Annotated in this window: 17 protein-coding genes; 2 read left to right on the plus strand and 15 right to left on the minus strand. The window is 72.0% G+C overall.

The window, feature by feature from the left end; all coding sequences use genetic code 11:
• Positions 1–33: 33 nt before the first annotated feature.
• From ACH5AO_RS29265 to ACH5AO_RS29280, 4 genes are all read right to left on the minus strand, one after another.
• The gene (locus tag ACH5AO_RS29265) at positions 34–1,146 is read right to left on the minus strand and encodes a ParB/RepB/Spo0J family partition protein (protein ID WP_398929815.1); all 1,113 of its coding nucleotides are present in this window, start codon (positions 1,144–1,146) and stop codon (positions 34–36) included.
• Positions 1,143–2,306, minus strand: coding sequence for a ParA family protein (locus tag ACH5AO_RS29270; protein WP_398929817.1), 1,164 nt, complete (start codon positions 2,304–2,306; stop codon positions 1,143–1,145). Before ACH5AO_RS29270 ends, ACH5AO_RS29265 begins: the two co-directional genes overlap by 4 nt.
• Before the next feature lie 537 nt (positions 2,307–2,843).
• Positions 2,844–4,124 (minus strand): nucleotide disphospho-sugar-binding domain-containing protein, encoded by a 1,281-nt coding sequence (locus ACH5AO_RS29275; RefSeq protein ID WP_398929819.1) that lies wholly within the window; start codon positions 4,122–4,124, stop codon positions 2,844–2,846.
• Between the two features lie 135 nt (positions 4,125–4,259).
• The gene (locus ACH5AO_RS29280) at positions 4,260–6,464 is read right to left on the minus strand and encodes an ATP-binding protein (protein ID WP_398929821.1); all 2,205 of its coding nucleotides are present in this window, start codon (positions 6,462–6,464) and stop codon (positions 4,260–4,262) included.
• A 142-nt stretch (positions 6,465–6,606) separates the two neighbouring features.
• Between ACH5AO_RS29280 and ACH5AO_RS29285 the strand changes: the two genes are divergently transcribed.
• Positions 6,607–7,455 carry a nuclear transport factor 2 family protein gene (locus ACH5AO_RS29285; protein WP_398929823.1) on the plus strand — a complete coding sequence of 283 codons (849 nt, stop codon included), beginning with the start codon at positions 6,607–6,609 and terminating at the stop codon, positions 7,453–7,455.
• Positions 7,456–7,758: 303 nt separating this feature from the next.
• Entirely contained in the window at positions 7,759–8,865 is a 1,107-nt protein-coding gene (locus ACH5AO_RS29290; RefSeq protein WP_398929825.1) for a hypothetical protein, read from the plus strand.
• Between the two features lie 408 nt (positions 8,866–9,273).
• Here the strand turns inward: ACH5AO_RS29290 and ACH5AO_RS29295 are convergent, their stop codons facing one another.
• The 11 genes from ACH5AO_RS29295 to ACH5AO_RS29345 form a co-directional block, all read right to left on the minus strand.
• Positions 9,274–9,816, minus strand: a complete 543-nt coding sequence (locus tag ACH5AO_RS29295; protein WP_398929827.1) for a hypothetical protein — start codon at positions 9,814–9,816, stop codon at positions 9,274–9,276.
• 1 nt (position 9,817) lies between these two features.
• Positions 9,818–10,468: a hypothetical protein gene (locus ACH5AO_RS29300; protein ID WP_398929829.1), complete on the minus strand. Its 651-nt coding sequence runs from the start codon at positions 10,466–10,468 to the stop codon at positions 9,818–9,820.
• 815 nt (positions 10,469–11,283) lie between these two features.
• Positions 11,284–12,240 carry a thioredoxin-disulfide reductase gene (gene trxB / locus ACH5AO_RS29305; protein ID WP_398929831.1) on the minus strand — a complete coding sequence of 319 codons (957 nt, stop codon included), beginning with the start codon at positions 12,238–12,240 and terminating at the stop codon, positions 11,284–11,286.
• A 30-nt stretch (positions 12,241–12,270) separates the two neighbouring features.
• Positions 12,271–13,794, minus strand: coding sequence for an FAD-binding oxidoreductase (locus ACH5AO_RS29310; RefSeq protein ID WP_398929833.1), 1,524 nt, complete (start codon positions 13,792–13,794; stop codon positions 12,271–12,273).
• 162 nt (positions 13,795–13,956) lie between these two features.
• On the minus strand, positions 13,957–14,739 hold the full coding sequence (gene epsC / locus ACH5AO_RS29315; RefSeq protein WP_398929835.1) for a serine O-acetyltransferase EpsC: 783 nt from the start codon (positions 14,737–14,739) through the stop codon (positions 13,957–13,959).
• Positions 14,736–15,680: an isopenicillin N synthase family dioxygenase gene (locus ACH5AO_RS29320; protein WP_398929837.1), complete on the minus strand. Its 945-nt coding sequence runs from the start codon at positions 15,678–15,680 to the stop codon at positions 14,736–14,738. The genes epsC and ACH5AO_RS29320 overlap by 4 nt, the downstream gene beginning before the upstream one ends.
• A 27-nt stretch (positions 15,681–15,707) precedes the next feature.
• Entirely contained in the window at positions 15,708–16,382 is a 675-nt protein-coding gene (locus tag ACH5AO_RS29325) for a class I SAM-dependent methyltransferase (RefSeq protein ID WP_398929839.1), read from the minus strand.
• A complete protein-coding gene (locus ACH5AO_RS29330; protein ID WP_398929841.1) occupies positions 16,366–17,433 on the minus strand; it encodes a pyridoxal-phosphate dependent enzyme in 1,068 nt (355 codons plus the stop codon). The genes ACH5AO_RS29325 and ACH5AO_RS29330 overlap by 17 nt, the downstream gene beginning before the upstream one ends.
• Positions 17,430–18,395 carry a formylglycine-generating enzyme family protein gene (locus ACH5AO_RS29335; RefSeq protein ID WP_398929843.1) on the minus strand — a complete coding sequence of 322 codons (966 nt, stop codon included), beginning with the start codon at positions 18,393–18,395 and terminating at the stop codon, positions 17,430–17,432. Before ACH5AO_RS29335 ends, ACH5AO_RS29330 begins: the two co-directional genes overlap by 4 nt.
• Positions 18,392–19,024, minus strand: a complete 633-nt coding sequence (ribA, locus tag ACH5AO_RS29340) for a GTP cyclohydrolase II RibA (protein WP_398929845.1) — start codon at positions 19,022–19,024, stop codon at positions 18,392–18,394. Before ribA ends, ACH5AO_RS29335 begins: the two co-directional genes overlap by 4 nt.
• Positions 19,021–20,901: a WD40 repeat domain-containing protein gene (locus ACH5AO_RS29345; protein ID WP_398929847.1), complete on the minus strand. Its 1,881-nt coding sequence runs from the start codon at positions 20,899–20,901 to the stop codon at positions 19,021–19,023. The genes ribA and ACH5AO_RS29345 overlap by 4 nt, the downstream gene beginning before the upstream one ends.
• Between the last annotated feature and the right edge of the window lie 106 nt (positions 20,902–21,007).

A 21,007-nucleotide genomic window follows, 5' to 3' on the forward strand; every position in this document is an offset into this window, starting at 1 on the left:
TTGACCGCATCCAGGCCGAGGGGTGGGGCTCTGTTACCGGGTTTTCAGTTCGGCCAGCAGGGCCTCGTACTCGTCCGGGTGCTGCTCCCGCAGGACGTCCATCCACACCCGGGCCCCTTGAACGAACGTCTCGGGCTTCATCTTCTGGTGGAGATGGTGCACGCAGTAGAAGGCGTCGTCGTAGGGGAGCCGCTTCGGTTGCTTCGGCTGTTCCGCTTCCGCGTTCGCCGTCCCGGGTTCCCCTGCGCCGGTGCGCGGTTCCGGGATGGACTCGGGGGCCTGCTCGCGCTCGGCGGACGACGTGGCCGCGCCGGGCCGGAGCGGAGGGGGCGGCGGAGCGGCCGGCTCGGCAGGCGTCTTCGGGATTATCACGCCGTGATGATCGGCGGGGCCTGCCGAGCGCTCGATGTCTTCCTGCGGCCGGGTCTCCGCTTTCCTGAGGGCCGCCTCCGCCCGTTCGTCCGCCTTGGCCCTCTGCTCCTCGGGGGACAGCTTGCCGAGGTTGCGGACGTGCTCGACCTTCCGCACCCCGGTCACCAGGTCCTTCTGGAGTTCGGGGGTGAGCTTCAGCAGGGACAGCTTGCTGGAGATGGTGTTCTGCGGGATGCCCAGCCGTTTGGACGCCTTGGTCTGGGAGCCGTAGTAGTCGACCAGGGCTTTGAGGGCGTGGGCCTCCTCGAGGTCCGTCATGTCGTCGCGGTGGTAGTTCGCGACGAACGCGGCCTCGAGGAGCGTCTCGTCGGTGGCGACCCGTCCGTTGTCGACGCGGACCGGGATGGTGGCCATTCCGACGCGGCGGGCGGCCTCGAGGCGGCGGTGGCCGTCGACGACGATGTACTGCGTCCCGGGGTACAGCTCTGCGGCGCGGTCCGGCCGGGTGCGCAGGTAGGCCTCGATCGTCGCCACGGCGATGGGGATGATGATGCCGACCTCGCGGACGGTCTGCACCGTCTCGTCGAGGTTGCGCAGGTGGTCGCGCGGGTTGTCGGGGTTGTCGCTGATGAGGGTGACCGGCAGTTCGGTGATGGCCGCCGCGGTCGACTCCTCGCCGGCGATGGTCTTGTCGATGAGGTTGCGCCGGGAGGACCGGGCGCCGCGGGCCGCGCCGAACGCGGGTGCCGACCCCAGGGTGTCCGCCTTGCTCAACGGGTTGCTCCCTTCGCTACCTGTCGCATCGCTTCCGCCTGATCACTGTGGGGCGCGTAGGTCAGCAACGGCATCCGCTTGCGGACCGCTTCGCGCTGTTCCTTCAGGTCGCCGATGACGGCGAGGACCTTCGGGTCTCCGAGCGACTTCCAGTTGTCCAGGGACGAGGTGGCGACGTAACCACGGCGGGAGTCGTACAGGTTGACGACCAGGCCGAGGTAGTCGATCTCGAGGGAGAGGTCCTCGCAGAGGTCCTCGATCTGCTGCGCGAGCATGCCGTAGGCGGTGGCGGAGGAGTCCTCGGCGAGTACGGGGATGACGACCCCGGAGACGCCGACGGGCTCGCCGCGGCGCCGGCGCCCGTAGTAGAGGGCGGCGTCCATGGCGATGCCGAGGCTGGGCGGGCAGTCGACGATGATGACGTCGTAGTCGGCTTCCAGGGGGCGCAGGGCCAGCTCGAGGGCCGCTTCCTTCTGGAAGCCGCGCTTCTGCGTCGCCACGACGGCGATCTTCGCGTCGAGGAGGAACCCGTCGAAGCAGGCGGGCAGGACGTGCAGGCGCTTCTCGAACCGCGGATCGTCTATCTCCACGACGAGGTCGCGCAGGTCCCCGCTGCCTTCGCCGCACATGTGGGAGACCAGGCTGTCGTGGTTGGGTTCGATCTGGGGGACGCCGAGCTGTTCACTGAGGTGTCCCTGCGGGTCGAAGTCGACGACGAGGACGCGTTTGCCCGCCTCGGCGTAGGCCTGGCCGATGCCGGCGGAGATGGCGGTCTTGCCGACCCCGCCCTTCTGGTTGCCGACGATCTTCCGTTCGGGATCGGTCCCGCGTGCGCCGTGCCGGGGGGAGGGGTTCGCGTCGAGCCAGTCACGGATCGACTGGGCGAGTCCCTGGGTATAGGAGACGCCGCGGTCGGTGCAGGTCTCCCTGAACTGCTCGTACAGCCCTGGCGGAAGCCACGTGGAGAACGACTTCGCGCCGGCGGTGTCCACTTCGGTGCCACCGCCCGCGCTGCCGCGCCAGTCGTTGATGGCCGCCTCGACGGCGTCCTGGATGTCCAGGCTGAGCTCGGCGGCGCGAACCTTGAGTGCTTGCTGGAGCGCCGAGGGCAGCTTGGACGCTACCTTTTCCCGGTCTCCGTCGGGGTAAGGAGAAGCCATGACGTCAGCATACTGACTTCTGAAGGTGTAATGGCACCCGCTTTGCAAGTTCTGACGCGTTTTCACCCGGTGGGCACCCCAGCTGGATTATCACGCCGTGATAATTGCCGTCCGGCACGGCTGCGCCCATGGCAACGGGCTCCCGCAGGTCTTCTGTGGTGGGGAGGGCTGAAGTCGGCCCGCGGTCGGGGTGGGGGGGCGTCCATGCTCTCGTCGGAGAGGCAGCGGCGGGGGAAGGCGATCCATTGGTCGTGGAGTTCGGCGGGGTCCGCGGTGGCCGCCCCGGTGACAGTCGAACCGACCGCCGCTGCTGAGTCCTTGGGAAGCTTCAGCTCGTATCTGCCCTCGACAGTGAAGCGACCCGATTCCGGAGTCGGGTCGCAAGTGGCGTCCGGCCGGGCTGCGGTACTCGAACAGGGCCGGGGCGAGCCGACAGTGCTTGACGCTTTCCACGCTGCCGGGGCCGTGCCGAACGGGGACGTCGTTCACCGTCGACGAGGCCGGCCGAGCCACAACGGGCGGTCGCGAACGGAGAGGTCATGCAACCTCGATGAGGTCGAGAACGGCGCGCACTGGGTCTGCGGACCGGTACTCGGCGCTCAGGTCCCGCGCCCGGCGTCGGAACGCCGGCTCGTCGAGCACCCGCCGGACGGCCTGTCCGACCGCGGCGGTTTCCGGTCGTCCGGTGCGCAGGTCGATACCGACTCCGAAGTCCGCGACCCGGGCGGCCACGGCGGGCTTGTCCTCGCTGCCGCCTGCCACGACGAGCGGCACACCGTGGTGCAGGGCGAGCTGCACGCCGCCGTATCCGCCGTTGGTGACCACGACGTCGGCCAGTGGGAACAGCGCGTCGAACGGGATGAACGACTCGACGCGTGCGTTCGGCGGCACGCGCAGGTCACCGGGGGCGATCTTGCGGCCGCCGAGCCCGGCCACGACGAGCACGTCCTCGTCGGCGAGCGCGTCGAGTGTCGGTTGGACGAGATCGGTCAGGTCGTGGTTGGCCACCGTGCCCTGGGTGAGCGCGACGACGCGGCGCTGCGACAGCTCGGGCCACCAGGAGGGGGGCTGCCACGCGGTGGGCGGTTCGGGCGGCAGGGCCCCGATGAGCCGCAGCGTCGGCGGCGCATCGATCCGGGGGTACTCGAAGGACGGGACGGTGAGCTGGGCGAACACGTCGGGCAGCAGGATCTGCGCGTCGCTGATCACGGGCAGTGTGGCCGTCGCGCCCAGCCCCGCCATGACGTGCTGGGCGTGCGCGGTGGCGTCGGCGAGCTGGGCGGCGAGTTCGGCGTTGAACGCCGCAGCCGCTCCCCGCACGTCGAGCCCGGCGCGCGGGGGAGGAGGCCCCATCATGGTCAGCTCGGCCCCGCTGAGGGTCAGGGGGAAGATCCCGAGGCCGACGGTGCGCCGTGGCCGGATCCCGGGTGCGCCCAGCAGTTGCGGCCACGTTCCGTAGAAGGCGGCCTCGTGGATGACGGCGGCGTCCGGCTGCTGTGCCAGCACCTCCTGCAGCACGGCGTTCTGCGTCGGTGCCATGTCGGTGAACCAGCCGAACATGGCCTCCAGGAAGGCCGGGCCCGGCGGCAGTTCGTGCAGCCACGGTTGCAGCTCACCGAGGCGGCGGTCGTCGAAGTCGGCCGGTCCGGCCAGCGGGACGAACGCCGCCCCCGCTGCTTCGGCCTGCCGCGCGAACCGGCTGCCGCTGACGACCGTGACCTGTCGTCCGGCCGCGACGAGGTGGCGGGCGAGGTTCAGGACCGGCCGGACGTGACCGGTGAGCGGGGTCGCGGCGAGCACGACGGGGGCGGCTGTCATGGAGGGCTTCCTCGGGGTCGACGGAGGTCGGCCCGTAGGGGTGGCCGACCCGATGAACCCGATCCTGGCCGCCTCGCTCGGGGGGAGACCACCGGACAGCGACCGGACAGCGCCGGTACGGGCGGACGGCCGGGCTCAGTCCCGCCCGGAAAGGGACTCGGCACGCCGGACGAGTTCTCGGAACCGTTCGCCGAGTTGGTCGGAGTCCGGAGCCGGTTCCGAGCCCGCCACTGCCTCCCACCATCGCGCTGATGCCGCGTCACCGAGGTCGGCGGCCACGGCTGCGGCCACGCCCGCCAAGTGTGTCCGCGGCCGCTCGTCCTGCCGGGGGGAGAGTTCGGCGGCGACGGCGAGCATCACGGCGGCGTCGTCCAGGCGTCCTTCGCTGCGGGCGGCCTGCGCGCACTCCGCGAGGACCGCCGGGACCGAGAACTCACTGCCCAGCTTTCGCGCCGTGTCCGCGGCGGCCCGCCAGTGCCGCGCTGCCGCGGCCCGGTCGCCGCGCAACAGCGCACCGTCGCCGTAGCCGATCGGCACGTGCACGGCCGCCCACACGTCGTGCTCCGCATCGAGGCGCTTCTTCAACAGGGCCTCTGCCCTGGCCAGCAGCGTCCGTGAACCGTCGAAGTCCTCCAGGCGCAGCGCCGCCGCCGACGCGAAGATCGCTGCTTCCGCGGCCAGCGAGGCGTCGTCGATCCGCTCGGCAAGGCGCATCGCCCGCTCCGCGGTGGTGAACAGATCCGCGGCCACGCGATTGGACCCGGCGCGCGCCACCAGCCAGCGGGCCCGCCCGTGTTCGCTCAGGTCGTCCTCGTGCAGGCGGTTGGTCCAGGACAGGGCTTCGTGGGTGTGCCCGGTCATCCACAGCGGCAGCCACACGGACCACAGCAGCTCGGCGGCGTCGTCGTACTGGCCGGTGTCGACGAGGTGGTCGAAGCCGAGCCGCAGCACATGGCGGTCGGCCTCGACCTGCTCGACCGCCGTCATGTCGCCGCGGCCCCGGATCCGCGCACCGTGTTCGCGTCCCGCCCGCAGGGCCCATCGGGCCACGCCTCGAAGGACGTGTTCCCGGTCGGCCGGTTCGAGGGTCTCGACGGCGTGCCGGCGGACCGGTTCCAGCAGCCGGTACCGCATGACCGGCTCCATGTCGTCGGCGCGGGTCACCAGGGAGTGCTCGAGCAGCTCGGCGAGTGCCCCCACCGTTCCCGCCGCGTCCGGTGCGTCCGGTGCGGCGATCGCGTCGACGGTGTCGAGGGAGAAGCTGCCCGGCACCATGGAGAGCCGGGGGAGCAGGCGCCGGCCCGCGGGGCCGAGCATCCGGCAGCTCCACTCGATGGTGGCCGCCATGGTGCGTTGCCGCGCCGGCAGGTCCTGTGGGCCGGCCACGGGCAGTTCCGTGAGCGCGTCGATCCGCTCGAGCAGCGCCCGCGGCCCCAGCCGGGCCGCCGCGGCGGCCAGAAGTTCGATGGCCAGGGGCAGTCCGTCGGCCCGTCGGCACAGCTGCGCGACGGCACTGTCGTCCGCCCTCCCCCTGGGCGGTGTCCCGGCGGCGGCCAGCCGCTCGCCGAAGAGCCGCTCCGCCGCGCTCGGACCGAGCGGGGCGATACGCACCTCACGTTCCCGGCGTACGCGCAGCGGGACGCGGCTGGTGGCCAGGATCACCGTGTCGGGGGAGGCCGTGAGCAGCTCGGCCAGATGGGGGCCGCAGGCCGTGACGCGCTCCAGGTTGTCGAGGACGAGCAGGGCCGACGTCCCGGCGAGATGCTCCGCGAGTCCGGTCACGGTGTCGGTGGTGCAGGCCACCGCGTGGGCCACGACCGCCAGGACGTCCTCGGGTTCGGTGATCTCGGTGAGGTCGGCGAAGTACACGGCGTCCGGGCGCTCGGCGGCCATCACATCAGCGGCCACGAGGGCGACGGTGGTCTTGCCCACCCCGCCCGGACCGGTGAGCGTCACCAGCCGACCCGGCGTGGTGCCCAGGGCGGCGACGATCTCCGCGACCTCGTCGTCCCGTCCGACCACCTCGACGCTCGGCGGCGACGGCGTGCGGGGCGTCAGCGTGCGGGACGGCATTTCGAGCGCCGCGTCCCCGGCCCGGCCCAGGGTGGACAGCAGCGCCATGCGGTCGGCGTCGCGGAGCTGCAGTGCCGTGGCCAGCGCCCGCACGGTGTGCGGCTGGGGCTGGGTCCGTCGCCCGCGTTCCAGCGCGCTGACCGCGTCGACGGACACCTTGGCGGCGGCGGCCAGCTCCTGCTGGGTCAGCGACCTGGCCTCTCTCAAGTCCCGCAGGAGCGCCGCGAAGCTGATCGTCTTCCGTGCCGGTCCCGCTGAATCGTTCACGATGTCGATTATGCCCACCGGGTCCGGACCGCTGTCCGGACCGCTGTCCGGACGGTGTCAGGGCAGCGTCCGGTTGTCGGGCGACACCTCCGATATTCATGATCGACATGACAGGACGAACCACCGCTAGGAGACCCACGCCATGCTCCCCCAGGCCCTTCAATCACTGCGCGACGCGATCAACTCCCACGTCCCGGAACGGATCGCCGGCTGTTTCACCGAGGACTACGTCGCCGAACGACCGCTGCGGCCGGCCGAAGGGTTCATCGGTTCCGGCGAGGTCGCCGCGAACTGGACGAAGATCCTGGCTGGGCTGCCCGACCTGCGGGTCGAGATCCTGCGCCACGCGCAGAACGGCGACGAGTTGTGGTCGGAGTGGGAGTATCGAGGCACCGCCCCGACCGGAGCGACGGTCCTGCTGCGCGGCCCGGTCATCCTCACCACCCGCGACGGACTGATCGCCTGGGCCCGGTTCTACCCCGACCCGGTCACGATGGAGGGCCCGACCCACACCACCGTCTCCCAGGTGCTCGACGCCCCGGCCGAGCGGATCTTCGCCGTCCTCCGCGACCCCCGCCGCCACCCCGGACTCGACGCCACCGGCCGACTGCGGCACGCCGAGACCTCCCAGCCGCTCGCCGCCGTCGGCGACACCTTCGTCATGGCCATGCACAGTGAGGAGCGCGGCGACTACCGGATCGAGAACCGCGTCGTCGCCTTCACCGAGAACCAGGTCATCGGCTGGGCCCCCGGACAGCCCGGGCAGCTCCCGAGCGGGCACCGCTTCACCTGGAAGCTCACCCCGACCGACGACGGCCGTACCGAGGTGACCCAGACCTACGACTGGGCAGCGGTCACACACCCGGCAGACCTGCTGCGGCTGCCGGTCGTCACCGCCGACGAGCTCGACGCGTCGTTGACCCACCTGGCCGCCGCGGTAGCCCAGGTGTTCCGTCCACGGAGGTCGGCGACAGCGATCACCGACCTGTGATCCTGAGATGGGTGAGGTTCCTCCGGCTCGGTGTGCTTCGGTGGTGCCGCTCCAGGCCGACGCCCTGCACACCCGGCACGATCACGCCTCCTTCCTGCACGAGCGCGGGCTCACCACCTGGCCGTCATCAAGCGGAACCGCTCCGGACTGCATGAGCGGGTCCGCCGCGTTGCCGAGAAGCAGCTGGACTTGCTGACACTCCACGCCGTGGTCGCGCTCCGGCCCGGTGGTCGCACGGGAAAAACACGTTGGCCGATCGCTGCCGAGCTGTGACGATGCCCTTGTTTCCCAAGCGGAGGGCATTTGTTCGTCTTCGTGTGTACAGGGTGCGGCGCCGAGTTGACCGCTCCGCTGTCCCAGGTCCCCTTGCCGGTCCACACCCACCAGAAGTACGGGAACGGAATCCAGCTCCCCGTACTCATGGAGCCGGGCACGTTCGCCGTGGAGCCGGAGCCCTGGGGGCCGCCGTGGCGGAGGTGGGAGGAAATCGATCCGGCCGAGGCGGCGGCCCGTGGCATCCACGCGCCGGTCCACACCCTGTCCGACGGCGCCCCCGGCACGATCGTCATCGCACCGGGGGATGTCCGCGGCACCCGGCTGATTCCGGAGCGTGCCGGTGGCTACTGCTGCGGCCTCGACGGGGCCGACGGCCCCAACATGGCCTGCGAGGCCTGCGGACTGCCCGTGGCGAGCCGGATCGACGACTGCTCGCTCTGGCAGGCGGTGTGGCTCGCCCCGGACGCCGTGCGCCGCCAACCCGTCGAGGGCACCGACGCCGTACCGCTCTCCTGGGCGGAGTTGACGGCGGAGGGGAGGGGTACACCTCCGTTCGAGCCGATCACTGCCTGGGAAGGCCCGCGGCTGGGGTTGTACCACTGGTGGTCGTGGAGCCCGCGATGGGAAGCGGCAGCCGGTCGGGCTCTCGCCCATCTGCTGGTGGCTTCGGAAGGCCGGCCGGTGACCGTCCCGGTCGGACTGACCGCGGAAGTGTTCCAACGTGTCCTCGACACCCTGTTGCCCGCAGACGCGCCGAAGCGGCGGGCCGTGCTGGCCGGACCGGGATGGCCCGCCCCCGACGCGGACGCCGACATCCTTCTCGTGCCGGTCCACCCGCAGACGGGGGAATCATGGACGCCGGCCGAAGCCACCTCGGCATACCCGGTGCCGCTGCCGTTCGGGGTGTGGTGGTGGCTGGCCTTCCCCGAACCGCACCTGCCCGCCCCCGCGTCGGGGGTCATGCCCGACGGCGTCCTCCGTGACGATCCTCCCCTCCCTCACCCCTACAGCCTGTTCCAGGCCGACTGGGGAGTGTTCCGGCGCACTCTGGTCCGACTGCCGGGCGTCCGCAGCCCGTGGATGCGCGAGATCCTCGAGAGCCTCACGCCATACGCTCGCGCAGGCCTCTTCTAGACAGCCGGGGAAGACGCCACCACTCGATCCGGGATCTCTCCGGTGACCGTGGTTCATCGATCGGACAGTGCCGGGCGGCGGTGCCTCACGGAGTGGTCGACCTCTGCTGCCGCTCTCCCGGCCCGGGCCACCGAGACGACGCCACGGGCCGGATTATCACGCCGTGATAAGTGCTGACACCGCCCCGCCCGCCGGCGAACCATCGACGACACGGCGTTGTTCCGCATGGTCCGGCCGTCCTGGAGCAGGCGCTGCGGTGCCGGTCGGCCGGTCTTGGAGGCACCGGCGTGACGTCGACGTCAAGATCTTCTGTGGTGTCGATGCGCGTGAAAAGGTAAGCTGTCCTCCGAAACCTAGACACATTGAGGCCCCCGCTCCGGCGGGGGCCTCAATGTCGTGCCGGTCGTCTCACGAACGGGACGGCCTCCGCCGCGACCGGTCACGGGCTGTCGAGAGGCTCAGTACCTCCGCGGTCCCCTCCGCGACGGCCTTGGTCGGCTTCGAGCGGCCGGGCGAACTCCTGCGGCCCAGACGCTTCTCCTTCTTCTCCTGCTCCGCCTGGGCGACGGCGGCGTCGTACCGCTCCTGATAGTCGTCGACGTCGAGGCGGTCCGCGGGATCGAGCGTCCCGATGGCCTCCAGGTGCTCGGTGACGCTGCGCCCACCGCTGATCATCGGGTTGAGGAGGTAGATGCCCTTGGCCTGACGGAACACGAGCTTGGCGAGGATAAGGGCCTGCAGGCCCCGTCCCACCATGGAGCGGTGCACGTCCAGGGCTTCGGCCAGCTCTTCTTCCGTGACCAGGCAGCGGCCTCCCGGCTCCTGCGTCCCGAGGAGCCGGAACAGCACGCGGTAGGCGATGCCCGGCATCGCCGGCATGTAGGCGAAACCGTTGAAAGTGCCGTATGTCAGATCCAGCGGCTCCGGGCTCGCGGACGCTGCAGTCCTCATCTCACGCCTCCGGCTTCTTGCACTTGCGCTTACGCTTCTTTGACGACGGTTCGGGCAGGTTCGCCCCCGGAAGGGCCATACCTCTGAACTCTTCCGGAACGTTCGGGTCGAGCACGAGCTCGTTGAGGAGGCTCAATTGTTCCACCTGGACCTTGACGCTCCTGGCCGCTGACCCGCGAACGGGCTTCTCGATCAGCCGGTAGCCTCCGCGAAGGGTCACCGCGGGCTGGAGCTGGATCGACCCCTTCTTCGGCGAGTAGGCCAGTCCCAGCCTCTTCAGTTTGCTCTGGGCCCGTGACACCTGCGCGGGATCCATGTCCAGCTCGGCGGCGATCTCGGCCTGCTTGAGCTCGACCGCTCCCCCGACCTCCTGGCTTCCCATCATGTAGAGCAGTACGCACAGGGTCACGTTGTCGTCCCTGAAGTACCTGGCGGCCCAGCGCAGGAACTCCAGACTGTCCTGGGCGAAGTACTTGCCGATGAAGTCACCGGCGGTGACCGGGGGTTTGACCTCCGCCGTGTGGCCGACGGGCAGCTCGACGAGGTTCTTCCTCGGACCGAGGGCTCCGGCGTACGGACTGGTGGGACTCGGCGCACGCGGCGGGGGCGAGCCGGGGGCCCTGCGAGGGTCCCGTTGAGGCTGTGCGGACATGACGCTACGTGCTCCTCAAGATCGAAACCTAGACGCAGGGCACAGTAGTGATTGCGCATATAGATAGCAACGACGCGACCTATCTGCGCGTTGGGCGCGTCGAATCGTGACTCTGAAGTCATGTCCGCGGCAACTCGGACCCCCCTTCGCGAGATTGCGCACATAGGTCGCAATGGATACGGGGCAACTTGACTCTCAACGCAACTTACGCGGGCTCAAAATGACGTGGGAGTCATGTTCTGAGGCGTCGTGAACCCCTCTGACCTGCGAAGATGTGATCCGCTCTATTCTCTATAAGTGCGGGTCCGTCTTTGTGTGCCGCCCTTGAGGGCTGATGTCAGGGGTCATCGTTCCCATGACATCGGTGACCCTCTTGAGGGCAACAAGGCGCCAAGTCGACCTCCGGGGGCTGGAGTTGGTACGCGCTGGGTCGGTAGCTCCTCAGCCCTGACGGGCTTGCGGTGCCCCGCCGGGGTGGTCGTTCGCCGTGGGCGGCCGACGGGTCCGCCGGGGTCTTCGAAAAAGGAAGCGTGGCTGGGACCGGGACGGGGTTGCCGTGACACACGCGTGCCTGGTCCGTCGACTGCCGGCATCGTCGTGGCTGACTTTCGGTGGTGCGGGTCCAAGGAACGGGTGGGGGAGTGCTGCTGCCGGATGTCGTCACCCGCTGAACGTTGCGGGTACGGCAGGCCCGGTACGCTCCCCGACACGGACGCGCGTCGAGGAGTACCGGGGTCGGGGCGCGGTGGCCGGGAGCGTTCCCGACCGTCCCACGGTGGTCCTGCCCGCCCGAGCTGCACACCACGTCGAGGCGGTCAGGTCAGGGCGGGGGTCCGCATCGTCGCCAGGTGGTGTTCGGCGTCCAGGGCGGCGGCGCAGCCGGTGCCGGCCGCTGTGACGGCCTGGCGGTAGGTGTGGTCGACCACGTCTCCGGCGGCGAAGACACCGGGCAGGCTGGTGCGGGTGGAGGGGGCGTCGACCTTGATGTAGCCGGCGTCGTCGAGGGCGAGTTGGCCCTTGAACAGCTCGGTGCGGGGGTCGTGTCCGATCGCGACGAACAGACCGGTCACGTCCAGGGGGCGCTCGGCCCCGGTGAGCGTGTCGCGCAGGGTCAGGCCGGTGAGGCGGTCCTCGCCCTGGAGGGAGGCCACCTCGCTGTTCCAGGCGAAGCTGATCTTGGGGTCGGCGAAGGCGCGGTCCTGCATGATCCTGGAGGCGCGCAGGGTGTCCCGGCGGTGGACGATGGTGACGGAGGCCGCGAAGCGGGTGAGGAAGGTGGCCTCCTCCATGGCGGTGTCACCGCCGCCGACGACCGCGATGTGGCGGTCCTTGAAGAAGAAGCCGTCACAGGTGGCGCAGGAGGAGACGCCGCGGCCGCCGAGGGCGTCCTCGCCGGGCAGGTGCAGCTTGCGGTGCTGCGAGCCGGTGGCGACGATCACGGTGCGGGCCCGGTGGAGCGTGCCGGTGGAGTCGGTGACGGTCTTGACGGCGCCGGTCAGATCGACGGCGGTGACGTCGTCGTCGATGATCTCGGCGCCGAAGCGCTCGGCCTGTTCGCGCATCCCGTCCATGAGGTCGGGGCCCTGGATGCCGGTGGGGAAGCCGGGGAAGTTCTCGACCTCGGTGGTGGTGGTCAGAGCGCCGCCGACGAGCAGGGAGCCCGCGAAGACCAGGGGTTTCAGCTGGGCTCGGGCGGTGTAGAGGGCGGCGGTGTAGCCGGCGGGGCCGGAGCCGATGACGATGACGTCGCGCGGGGCGCTGGTGTGGGTCATGGTGGGTCCTTCGGATCGGGGCGCACCGGGTCAGTCGATGGCCTGGGCGAAGTGGAAGAAGCGGTAGGGGTCGTAGGAGCGCTTGACGGCCTGCAGGCGGGTGTAGTTGCGGCCGTAGTACGCCTCGCGCCACGTGGTCAGGGCCGGGTCCATGTAGTTCTGGTACGACTCGTGGTTGGAGTGGACGCTCATGGTGGTGTGGGCGCGGTCCACCCAGGTGTGGGCGTGCTCGCGGTCGTCCTGGGCGGGGTCGGGGGTGTACAGGGAGACGGCGAAGCCCGCGTTGAGGACGGCGTCGCGGTGGACGAACGCGGTGGACGTGGGGGCGATGTCGTTGATCCTGCCGCCGTAGGGGAACAGGCCGAGGAAGCGGAACTGGCCCGGGCGGGTGTCGGCGGTGAGGGCGTCGAGTGCGGCTCGGGCCGTTGTAGTGGTCCAGGGCTCGGCGAAGTACTGGTTGCGCTGGGCGGTGTAGTTGTCGCGGGGCAGCTGGGCCTCGGGGCTGAAGCCGATGCGGTGGCACTCGGTGACGGTTTTGTCGCCGCAGCCGTAGACCTGCATCATCGCCTGCGCGTAGGGGAGTTCGGTGCTGGTGCGGCTGGTGCCGGGGTGGCCGATCCCGGTGGTGAGGCGGTCCAGGAGGCGGTCGCAGTCGGTCTTGGAGCCGTGGTAGGCGCCGGTGAGGACGACGTTCGGTTCGGTGCCGGCCGGTGCGTCGGTGGAGTGCAGGAACATCAGTTCCGAGAAGAGTTCGCGGGGGCCGGTCGTCATCCAGTCCTGCCAGGCGAGGATGGCCTGGGTGGCGTCGCTGTAGCGGAAGTTGAGGTTGAACAGGGTCAGTACCGGCATCCGGACGGGCCGGACCTCGTAGTCGGTGACGATGCCGAAGTTGCCGCCGCCTCCGCCGCGCAGGGCCCAGAACAGGTCGGCGTGGTGGTCGGCGTCGGCCCGTACGGCGGTGCCGTCGGCGAGGACGACGCGGGCGGAGACGAGGCGGTCGACGCCCATGCCGTACTTGCGCGCCGCGTAGCCGATGCCGCCGCCCTGGACCCAGCCGCCCATGGCGACGGTGGGGCAGGTGCCGCCGGCGACCTGCAGGCCGAGGGGTGCGAGGGCGTTGACGGCGTCGACGCCCTGGGTGCCGGGGCCGAGGTGGACGGTGGAGCCGTCGGTGCGGACGGCGTTCAGGCGGGAGACGTCGATGACGAGGCCGGGGCCGGTGGAGTAGCCGGCGGCGCTGTGGCCCCCACTGCGCACGGCGGTGGCCAGGTGGTGGTCCTGGGCGAAGCGGACGCAGGCGGCGACGTCCCGGCTGGTGGCGCAGTAGGCGACGGCCTGGGGGTGGACGGCGTCGAACTGGGCGAGCTGGAGTTGCCGTGCGGTGTCGTAGTCGGAGTCACCGGGCAGGACCAGGCGGCCGGTGAGGCGGCCGCGCAGGTCGTTCCACGGTGTGGTGTCGCCGGCGGCCAGGACGAGGCCGCCCGTGGTGGTGGTGAGGGCGGCGGCGGCCGTGGCGCCGGCCGAGGCACGTATGAGGGAGCGCCTGCTGATCACGTGGGTCACTCTCCGTTCCGTCCGTGGGACGTGGGCCCTGGGTGTTCCGTGATGGGACACGGGCGTGGGTGCGGGGCACGCGTGTGGGGGTACACGTGTGCGAGTCGTGGGTGCAGCATCCGGGACGGCGGGGTGGCGGCGGGACGACCGGGGGAGAGTCCGTCACCTTCGGGGGTGCGGTGCCTTCGTGCGGCGCGGTGTCGTGCCGCGGGCGGGCAGGTCGTCCAGGACGAGTGCGTGCGCGGCGATGCGGCAGCCGTCGCCGACGGTGACCGGGCCGAGGACGGACGCGCCGGTGCCGATCAGGACGCCGTCGCCGACGACCGGGTGGCGGCGCCGGGTTGCGGCGCCGTCGCGCAGCCACCCGCGGGAGCCGAGGGTGACGCCGTGGTACAGCGTCACGTCGTCGCCGATCACCGCCGTCTCCCCGATGACGACGCCGAAGCCGTGGTCGATGAAGGCGCGTCGGCCGATGCGTGCGCCGGGGTGGATCTCCATGCCGGTCAGCAGGCGGGCCAGACGGGACGTCAGGGCGGCCCGCAGCCGGTGTCCGCGCCGGTGGAGGCGGTGGGCGAGGCGGTACAGGGCCAGGCCCTGCCAGCCGGCGTGCAGCAGGGCCTCCGGGCGGCCGGAGCAGGACGGGTCGCGGTCCAGGACGGCGTGCAGGTCCTCGCGGACCAGCCGCAGCAGGCCCGGGGCGGGGCGGGTGTCGCCGCCGTGCGGTGCGGCGGGAGCGGGAGCGGAGGGTCCGGGAGTGGGGGCCTGCGGGAGGAGGGTGACCGGGGTGCCCGTGCCGCGGGGGGCCGGGCGCCGGACGGGTGGTGTCGTGCCGCTCCGCGGATCGTCCGTGCCCGCGCCGGTGTCCGCGCCCGCGCCGGTGTCCGTGCCCGCCTTCGGGGCCGCGGCCGGGGCGCCTGGCCCTGGCCCGGGCCCGGGCCCGGTCATCGCCGGGTGGACGCCGGGGACGGGGCGTCCAGCCGTCGGATGCGGTACATGGTGCGCTGGAAGAGCTCGTCGGCGGTCAGCGGGGCGAAACGCTGCGGCCGGTCCTCGGCCCCCGGGACGCGCAGGGGGGCGAGCGTGGTCCACGGGGCGGGGTGGCAGAACTGCACGATGGACAGCCGGCCCTCGTGCTGTCCCGGCCGGGCCACCACCCGGTGGACGGCCGCGCGGGCCAGTCCGTTGGTGAGCCGGTCGAGCACCGTGCCGACGTTGACGACGGCGTAGCCGCGGGGCGCGTCCACGGCCAGCCACTCGCCGTCGACCAGGACCTCCAGGCCGGCCGCGGTCGCCCGGGGCAGCGCGGTGATCAGGTCGAAGTCCTGGTGCTCGACCGCCCACACGTGCCGGTCGGAGGGGGCCAGGTCCATCGGCGGGTACCAGGTGGCCCGGTTGACGACGGGGCCGTCCTCCAGCATGTCGGCGAAGTAGTCGGGGTGGGCGCCGAGCGCGTCGGCCAGGGTGCGCACGACGTCGTGCTGGAAGTCCAGCATGCGCGCGTGCAGTTCGCGCAGCGCGGAGCCGATGCCGGGTACCAGGAGGTCGGGGAAGTACGGGTCGGGGTAGCGGGCGGGGTAGCGCACGCGCAGCGGATGGCCGACGGGCAGCGGCGCACCCCAGTGGAAGAGTTCCTTCCAGTCGGGTACGGCGCCCTTCTCGGCGTGTTCGACCAGGGGCGGGGTGTAGCCGGCCTGGCCGTTGCTGCCGGGGACGCGGCAGGCGTCCTTGTCCTCGGCGGGCAGCGCGAAGAAGGCGCGGAGGAAGTCGTACGCCTCGTCCAGGAGGCTCTCGGGCACGGTGTTGCGCACGAGGAAGAACCCGTCGTGCAGGGCGCTGCGCAGATGGCTGTGTCCGCCGGGCCGGGCCAGGTCGATTTCCTTGAGCATGTGGGGTCCCTTCACGGAGGACGAAGGTCATCCGTCGGTCTTGCGGAAGGACAGCACCAGGTAGAACAGCCGGTGGCCCTGGTACTGGAAGTCGCGGTCGATGACCAGGCGGTCGGAGAGGGCGAGCCCGGCGTCCGCGTACAGGTCGGTGACGGCCCGTTCGGTCAGCCACCAGTTCAGCCGGCCGTCGTCGAGGGGCAGGGCGGTGACCTCGTCGGCGGGGCTGAGGAAGACGCTGACGACCAGGGCGCCGCCGGGACGCAGCAGGCGCGCGCCGTGGGCGGCCCAGGCGGGCCAGTCGGTGCGGCGCTGGTGGTGGAGGCAGCCGTTGTCGACGACGAGGTCGAGGGCGCCGGTGTCCTCGGTGTGGTCGAGGAAGTCGCCCTGGACGAAGCGGGCCCGGCCGCGTTCGGGCGGCGGGGCGTCCCACACGCGCAGCAGGTCCAGGCCGGTGACGTCGGCGTCCAGGCGGGTGGCCAGGTCGGTGCTCTGCCGGCCGCGGCCGCAGCCGACGTCCAGGACCCTCAGCCGGCGTCCGGCGGGCGGGACCGGTGCCTGGGCGTGGACGAAGCCGGTCACCTGCGCGCTGGTGGCGTCGCCGGTCCAGGAGTCGCGGCCCTGGCCGTACCAGGTGCCGAAGGAGTCGGCGACGATCCGGCGGTAGGCCGGGTAGTCCGCCACGGTGTCAGTGCCGGTCGGCATGGGTCCACTCCTCGGTTGTTCCGCGGGCGGCGGCGACGGCCACGGCGTGGCCGTCGCGGGGGCCTTCGTCGACGATGCGGGAGGCGGCGAGGTAGGCGCCGGCGGCGCTGGAGGAGACGGCGATCCGCTGGGTCCGGCGCAGCACCCGCATCGCCTCCAGGGCCTGCGGGTAGCCCACCTCGGCGAAGTGGACGTCGTTCTCGTACGGGGCGAGCAGGGGCTGCCTGAGGCCGTGGCCGAGACCGCCGGTGCCGGTCATGCGGGGGGCGCTGCCGGGGGCGTGGTGGTCGGCGTAGGGCGCTTCGGTGGGGAAGACGGCGACGGTTCGCAGGCCGGGCCAGCGGGTGTGCAGGGCCCGGGAGGTGCCGACGAGCGTGCCGGCGGACCCGACGGAGGCGGCCAGCCCGCTGGGGACGACGCCTTCCTGGGTGAGCCGGGCGATGATCTCGGCGCCGGTGTGTTCGCGGTGCACGGCGGCCGCCTCGGGGGCGCAGTGCTGGAGCAGCAGGTGCCGCTGCTCGCGTTCGGCGATGCGGACGGCCTCGTCCATGGCACCGAGGAATCCGGCGCCCGCGGGTCCGTGGCTGACCTGCGCGCCGTGCCGGCGCAGAGTGTCCGTGAGGCGGTCCGGGCTGCCGTCGGGCACGGCCAGGTGCAGGTCCATGCCGAGCAGCGCGCACATCTCGGCCAGGGCCAGGGCGAGGGAGCCGCCGGAGTACTCCACGAGCCTCAGCCGGGCGGTGCCGGCCCGGGCCACGGCCGCGCACAGCAGCGCGTAGGCGGTGCGGGCCTTGACCGTGCCGGTGAGGTTGGCGACCTCCATCTTCAGCCACACGGTGCCGCGGCCCGCCCGGCTGGGCACCGGGACGAGGGGGGTGGAGCCGATGAGGGGGCGGATCGCGGACAGTTTCGGCAGCAGCAGGTGGGCGCGTCGTTCCAGGGGGCCGAAGGGTGCCTCGATGTCGGCGGCGGTGGGGCGGCGCTCGGCCAGGGCCCGTTCGATGGCGGACCGGTGGCCGACGGCGGTCAGGGTCGGGGTCGGCGGTGTCATGAGGGACGCTCGCTGGTGGCGAGGCGGAATCCGACCGGGTACAGGGGGCCGGGGAACGGGCCGTGCCTGCGGCGGGTGCGGGTGAGGTCGCCGAAGCGGGCGAAGCCGCCGCCGCGGGCCACGCGGTAGGAGCCGAGTGTCTGCACGAGGTGGTCGTCGACCTGTTCCCCGCCCGGGTAGGGGGTGTAGTCGTCGGCGGTGAACTCCTCCACGTTGCCGCCCATGTCGTGGGCTCCGAAGGGGGCCTGGCCGGCGGGGAACGCGCCGACGGGGGTGGTGGTGTGCACGCCGCTCTCGCGGGTGTTGGCGGCGTCGGGGTCGAAGCCGCCCTCCCACGGGTGGGGGCGGCCCTCGGGGCCCTTGGCCGCGTACTCCCACTCCGCCTCGGTGGGCAGCCGCCAGGGGTGGCCGGTGCGCTCGCTGAGCCAGCGGGCGTAGTGGTCGGCGTCCTCGGGGCGGATGCCGGCGACGGGGTGGTTGGAGCGGTCCCAGGGGTAGGCGCCCAGGTACCAGGTGGTGGGGCGTTCCTCGAGGCCGGTGTCGGCGAGGAAGTCGCGCCATTCGCCGTTGGTCACCGGGTAGCGGGCGATGAAGAAGTCGGCGATCCGCACGGTGTGTTCGGGGGTCTCCTTGGCGATCCAGGACTCCTCGACGCCCTTGTCGGCCCAGGCCCGGGTGACGTGGCCGACCTCCTCGGCGGGCAGGCCGATCGGGACGGCGGCGCCGGGCACGAAGCAGACGGCCGGTACGGGGGTGATGCGGGGGTCGCCGAGCAGGGCCAGCATGCCTCCGGCGGCCAGCCGGTCGGTCAGGGGCAGCGACGGGTTCTCGACGGCGGCGGCCAGCCGCAGCCGGTCGGCGGAGGGGGGACCGGCCGCCGGTGCCGGGTGGACGCGGGCGGGGTCGGCGAGGTCGGCGTGTTCGGTGAAGTGCGGGGAGCGGGCGACGTCCTCGAGGTTCATGCGCTCGCCTCCTTCAGCAGGGTCAGGGTGTGGCCGCTTCCGGCCTTGGCGGACAGGTAGCGGGCGTTGTCGGGGGTGAGGTGGACCCCGGTGGGCAGGACCGCTTCGACGCGGATGCCCAGGTCGCGCAGTTGGGCGACCTTGTCGGGGTTGTTGGTGAGCAGCCGGATGCGGGTGTGGCCCAGGGCGCGCAGCATCGCGGCGGCGGCGCGGTAGTCGCGTTCGTCCTCGCCGCGGCCGATGAGCCGGTTGGCCCGGAAGGTGTCGATGTCCTGGTCCTGCAGGACGTAGGTGTCGAGCTTGTTGTACAGGCCGATGCCGCGGCCCTCCTGGCGCAGGTACAGCAGGATGCCGCCCGTGTGGGCCAGGGCGGTGAGCGCCTCGTCGAGCTGGGGGCCGCAGTCGCAGCGGGCGGAGCCGAGGACGTCGCCGGTCAGGCACTCGCTGTGGAGCCGCACCAGGGGCACGGTGCCGGGGGTGTGCGGCAGGACGCAGGCGATGTGCTCCTGGGGGTCGGGCAGGTCGTGGAAGGTGACCAGTTCGGCGGTGCGGCCGGCCGCGCGGTCGAGGGTGACGGGTACCCGGGCGCGGACGGTGGCGGTGCCGGGCAGTCCGGTGAGGTGGTTCATGCGGCCCTGCCTTCCACGGTGCGGGTGTTCACGGGTGCCGGTGCGGAGCGGCCGAGCAGGTCGCCCAGTTGCCAGGAGCGGCGGACGACGGGGCGGCCCGTGTCGTCGAGGGCGGTGAGGAGGAGGCGCCCGTCCCAGCCGGCGACGGCGACGGTGCCGTCGTCGAGGCGGAGCATGCACGACAGGCCCTGCGTGAACTCGGCGACGACGTGTCCGGAGGCGAGGGTGGCGGCCGAGTCGTCCCAGTCGATCCGCCAGGCGTACAGGCCGAAGTCGTAGCTGCCGGCCAGGACCACGGGTGCCTCCGCGTCGCCGAGGAGGGCCACGCACTTGACGGATTCGTCGGGGCCGAGCAGTGTCCGTACGTCCTCGGCGCGCCAGGTGCCGTCGGGCAGCCGGTGCAGCCGTCCGGTCTTGACGGTGTGGTCGCGTGAGGCGCTGGCGGCGACCCGGCCGTCGAGTGCGGCGACCGCGTTGACGAGGTTGCCGTGTTCCCACAGCCGGTCGCGTCCGCGCACGGGGCCGGCGGCGACGGTGCGGTCGGTGGCCGCCGACAGGAAGCCGCCGGTGAGCGGGGCGAGGGACTTCACCGAGCCGTCGTGGGCGTCGGTCCGTTCCAGGACGTCCAGGGTGTGCGGGTCGAGGAGGACGAACTCCCCGTTGTAGGTGCCGGCGACGAGGGTGCCGTCGTGCACGGTGAGCGAGGGCACGGGTGCGCCGAGCGGGACGCTGGAGGTGACGCCGTCGCCGTCGTGGCGCAGCACGTGGCCGGAGTACGTCCCCGCGTAGACGGTGTCGCCGTCGGCGGCCAGGGACAGGACGGGGCCGTCGGTGAGTTCGACGAAGCGGACCTCGGGGTCGCCCGCGGTCCGCGGGGTGAGGGCGACGAGGAGTCCGGAGTCCGTGCCGACGAGCAGTTCCTCGCCCGACTGGGCGAGCGCGTTGGGGCCGTGGGTGGGGGCGTCGGGCGCGGCCACGCACCGGCCGGTGTCGAGGTCGTACAGGTGGGGGCCGTTCCAGAAGCTGCCGGCGGCGAGGAGGCCGTCGGCGACGCTGACCGAACGCGGCCACAGCCGGCGGTCGTCGACGCGGTACAGGCGGGTGCCGACGACGTCGAAGCAGTGCAGGGCCCCGTCGTAGGCCCCGACGACGAAGCAGGAGTCGTCCTTCGCCCAGGCGACCGCGCGGGCCGCCGAGGTGGACACGGCGACGGTGCGCACCACCTCCAGGCCGGGGGTGAGCAGGTCCACGGAGCCGTCGTCGCGGGCGACGGCCAGGAGGCGGCCGGAGTGGGACCAGGCGCAGCCCTCGATGGAGGAGGTGTAGCGGCGGGTGACGGGTCCGGTGGCGCCGTCGGGGTCGCTGACGGCGACCAGGCCGTCCTCGCCGACCGTGGCGACCAGGCCGCGGGCGCTGACCGACACCATCATGCAGTGCGCCTCGTGGGAACCGACCTCGGCGAGGAACGCGCCGTCGACCGCCGACCACAGCGTGGCGCGGCCGTCCTCGGAGACGCAGATCAGGCGCTTGCCGTCGGGCAGCCAGGCGACGGAGTTGACGTCGTCGGTGTGCCGGGCCAGCACCGTCTGCAGGGAGCCGCGGCCCCGGCCGTCCACCCGCCACACGGCGACCGTCTTGTCCGCCGAGGCGGTGGCCAGCAGTTCGGGATCGGCCGGGTTCCAGGCGGAGGCGTTGACCAGGCGGCGGTGGCGCAGACGGGCCAGCGGCACCGGTCGGGTCGGGTCGGCGGTGTCCCAGACGATCACCGTGCCGTCGTACGAGCAGGTGGCCAGGCGTTTCCCGTCGGGGGTGAATCCCACGTGGGTGAGTGGGGCGAAGTGGCCTGATCCGTAGGCCGGAAGGTCAATGGTCCGCACGCCGTCTCGTCCTTTTCTCGGTTTCCCGGATTTTTCGGGTCACAGGTTTCCGTTTTTTCGGGGTCGTCGGTTCCAGGGGGGCGCGAACGCCGCCGCGGGAAATGCG

It is taken from the genome of Streptomyces sp. NPDC018964 (assembly GCF_044390325.1).
Classification (GTDB): Bacteria; Actinomycetota; Actinomycetes; order Streptomycetales; family Streptomycetaceae; genus Streptomyces.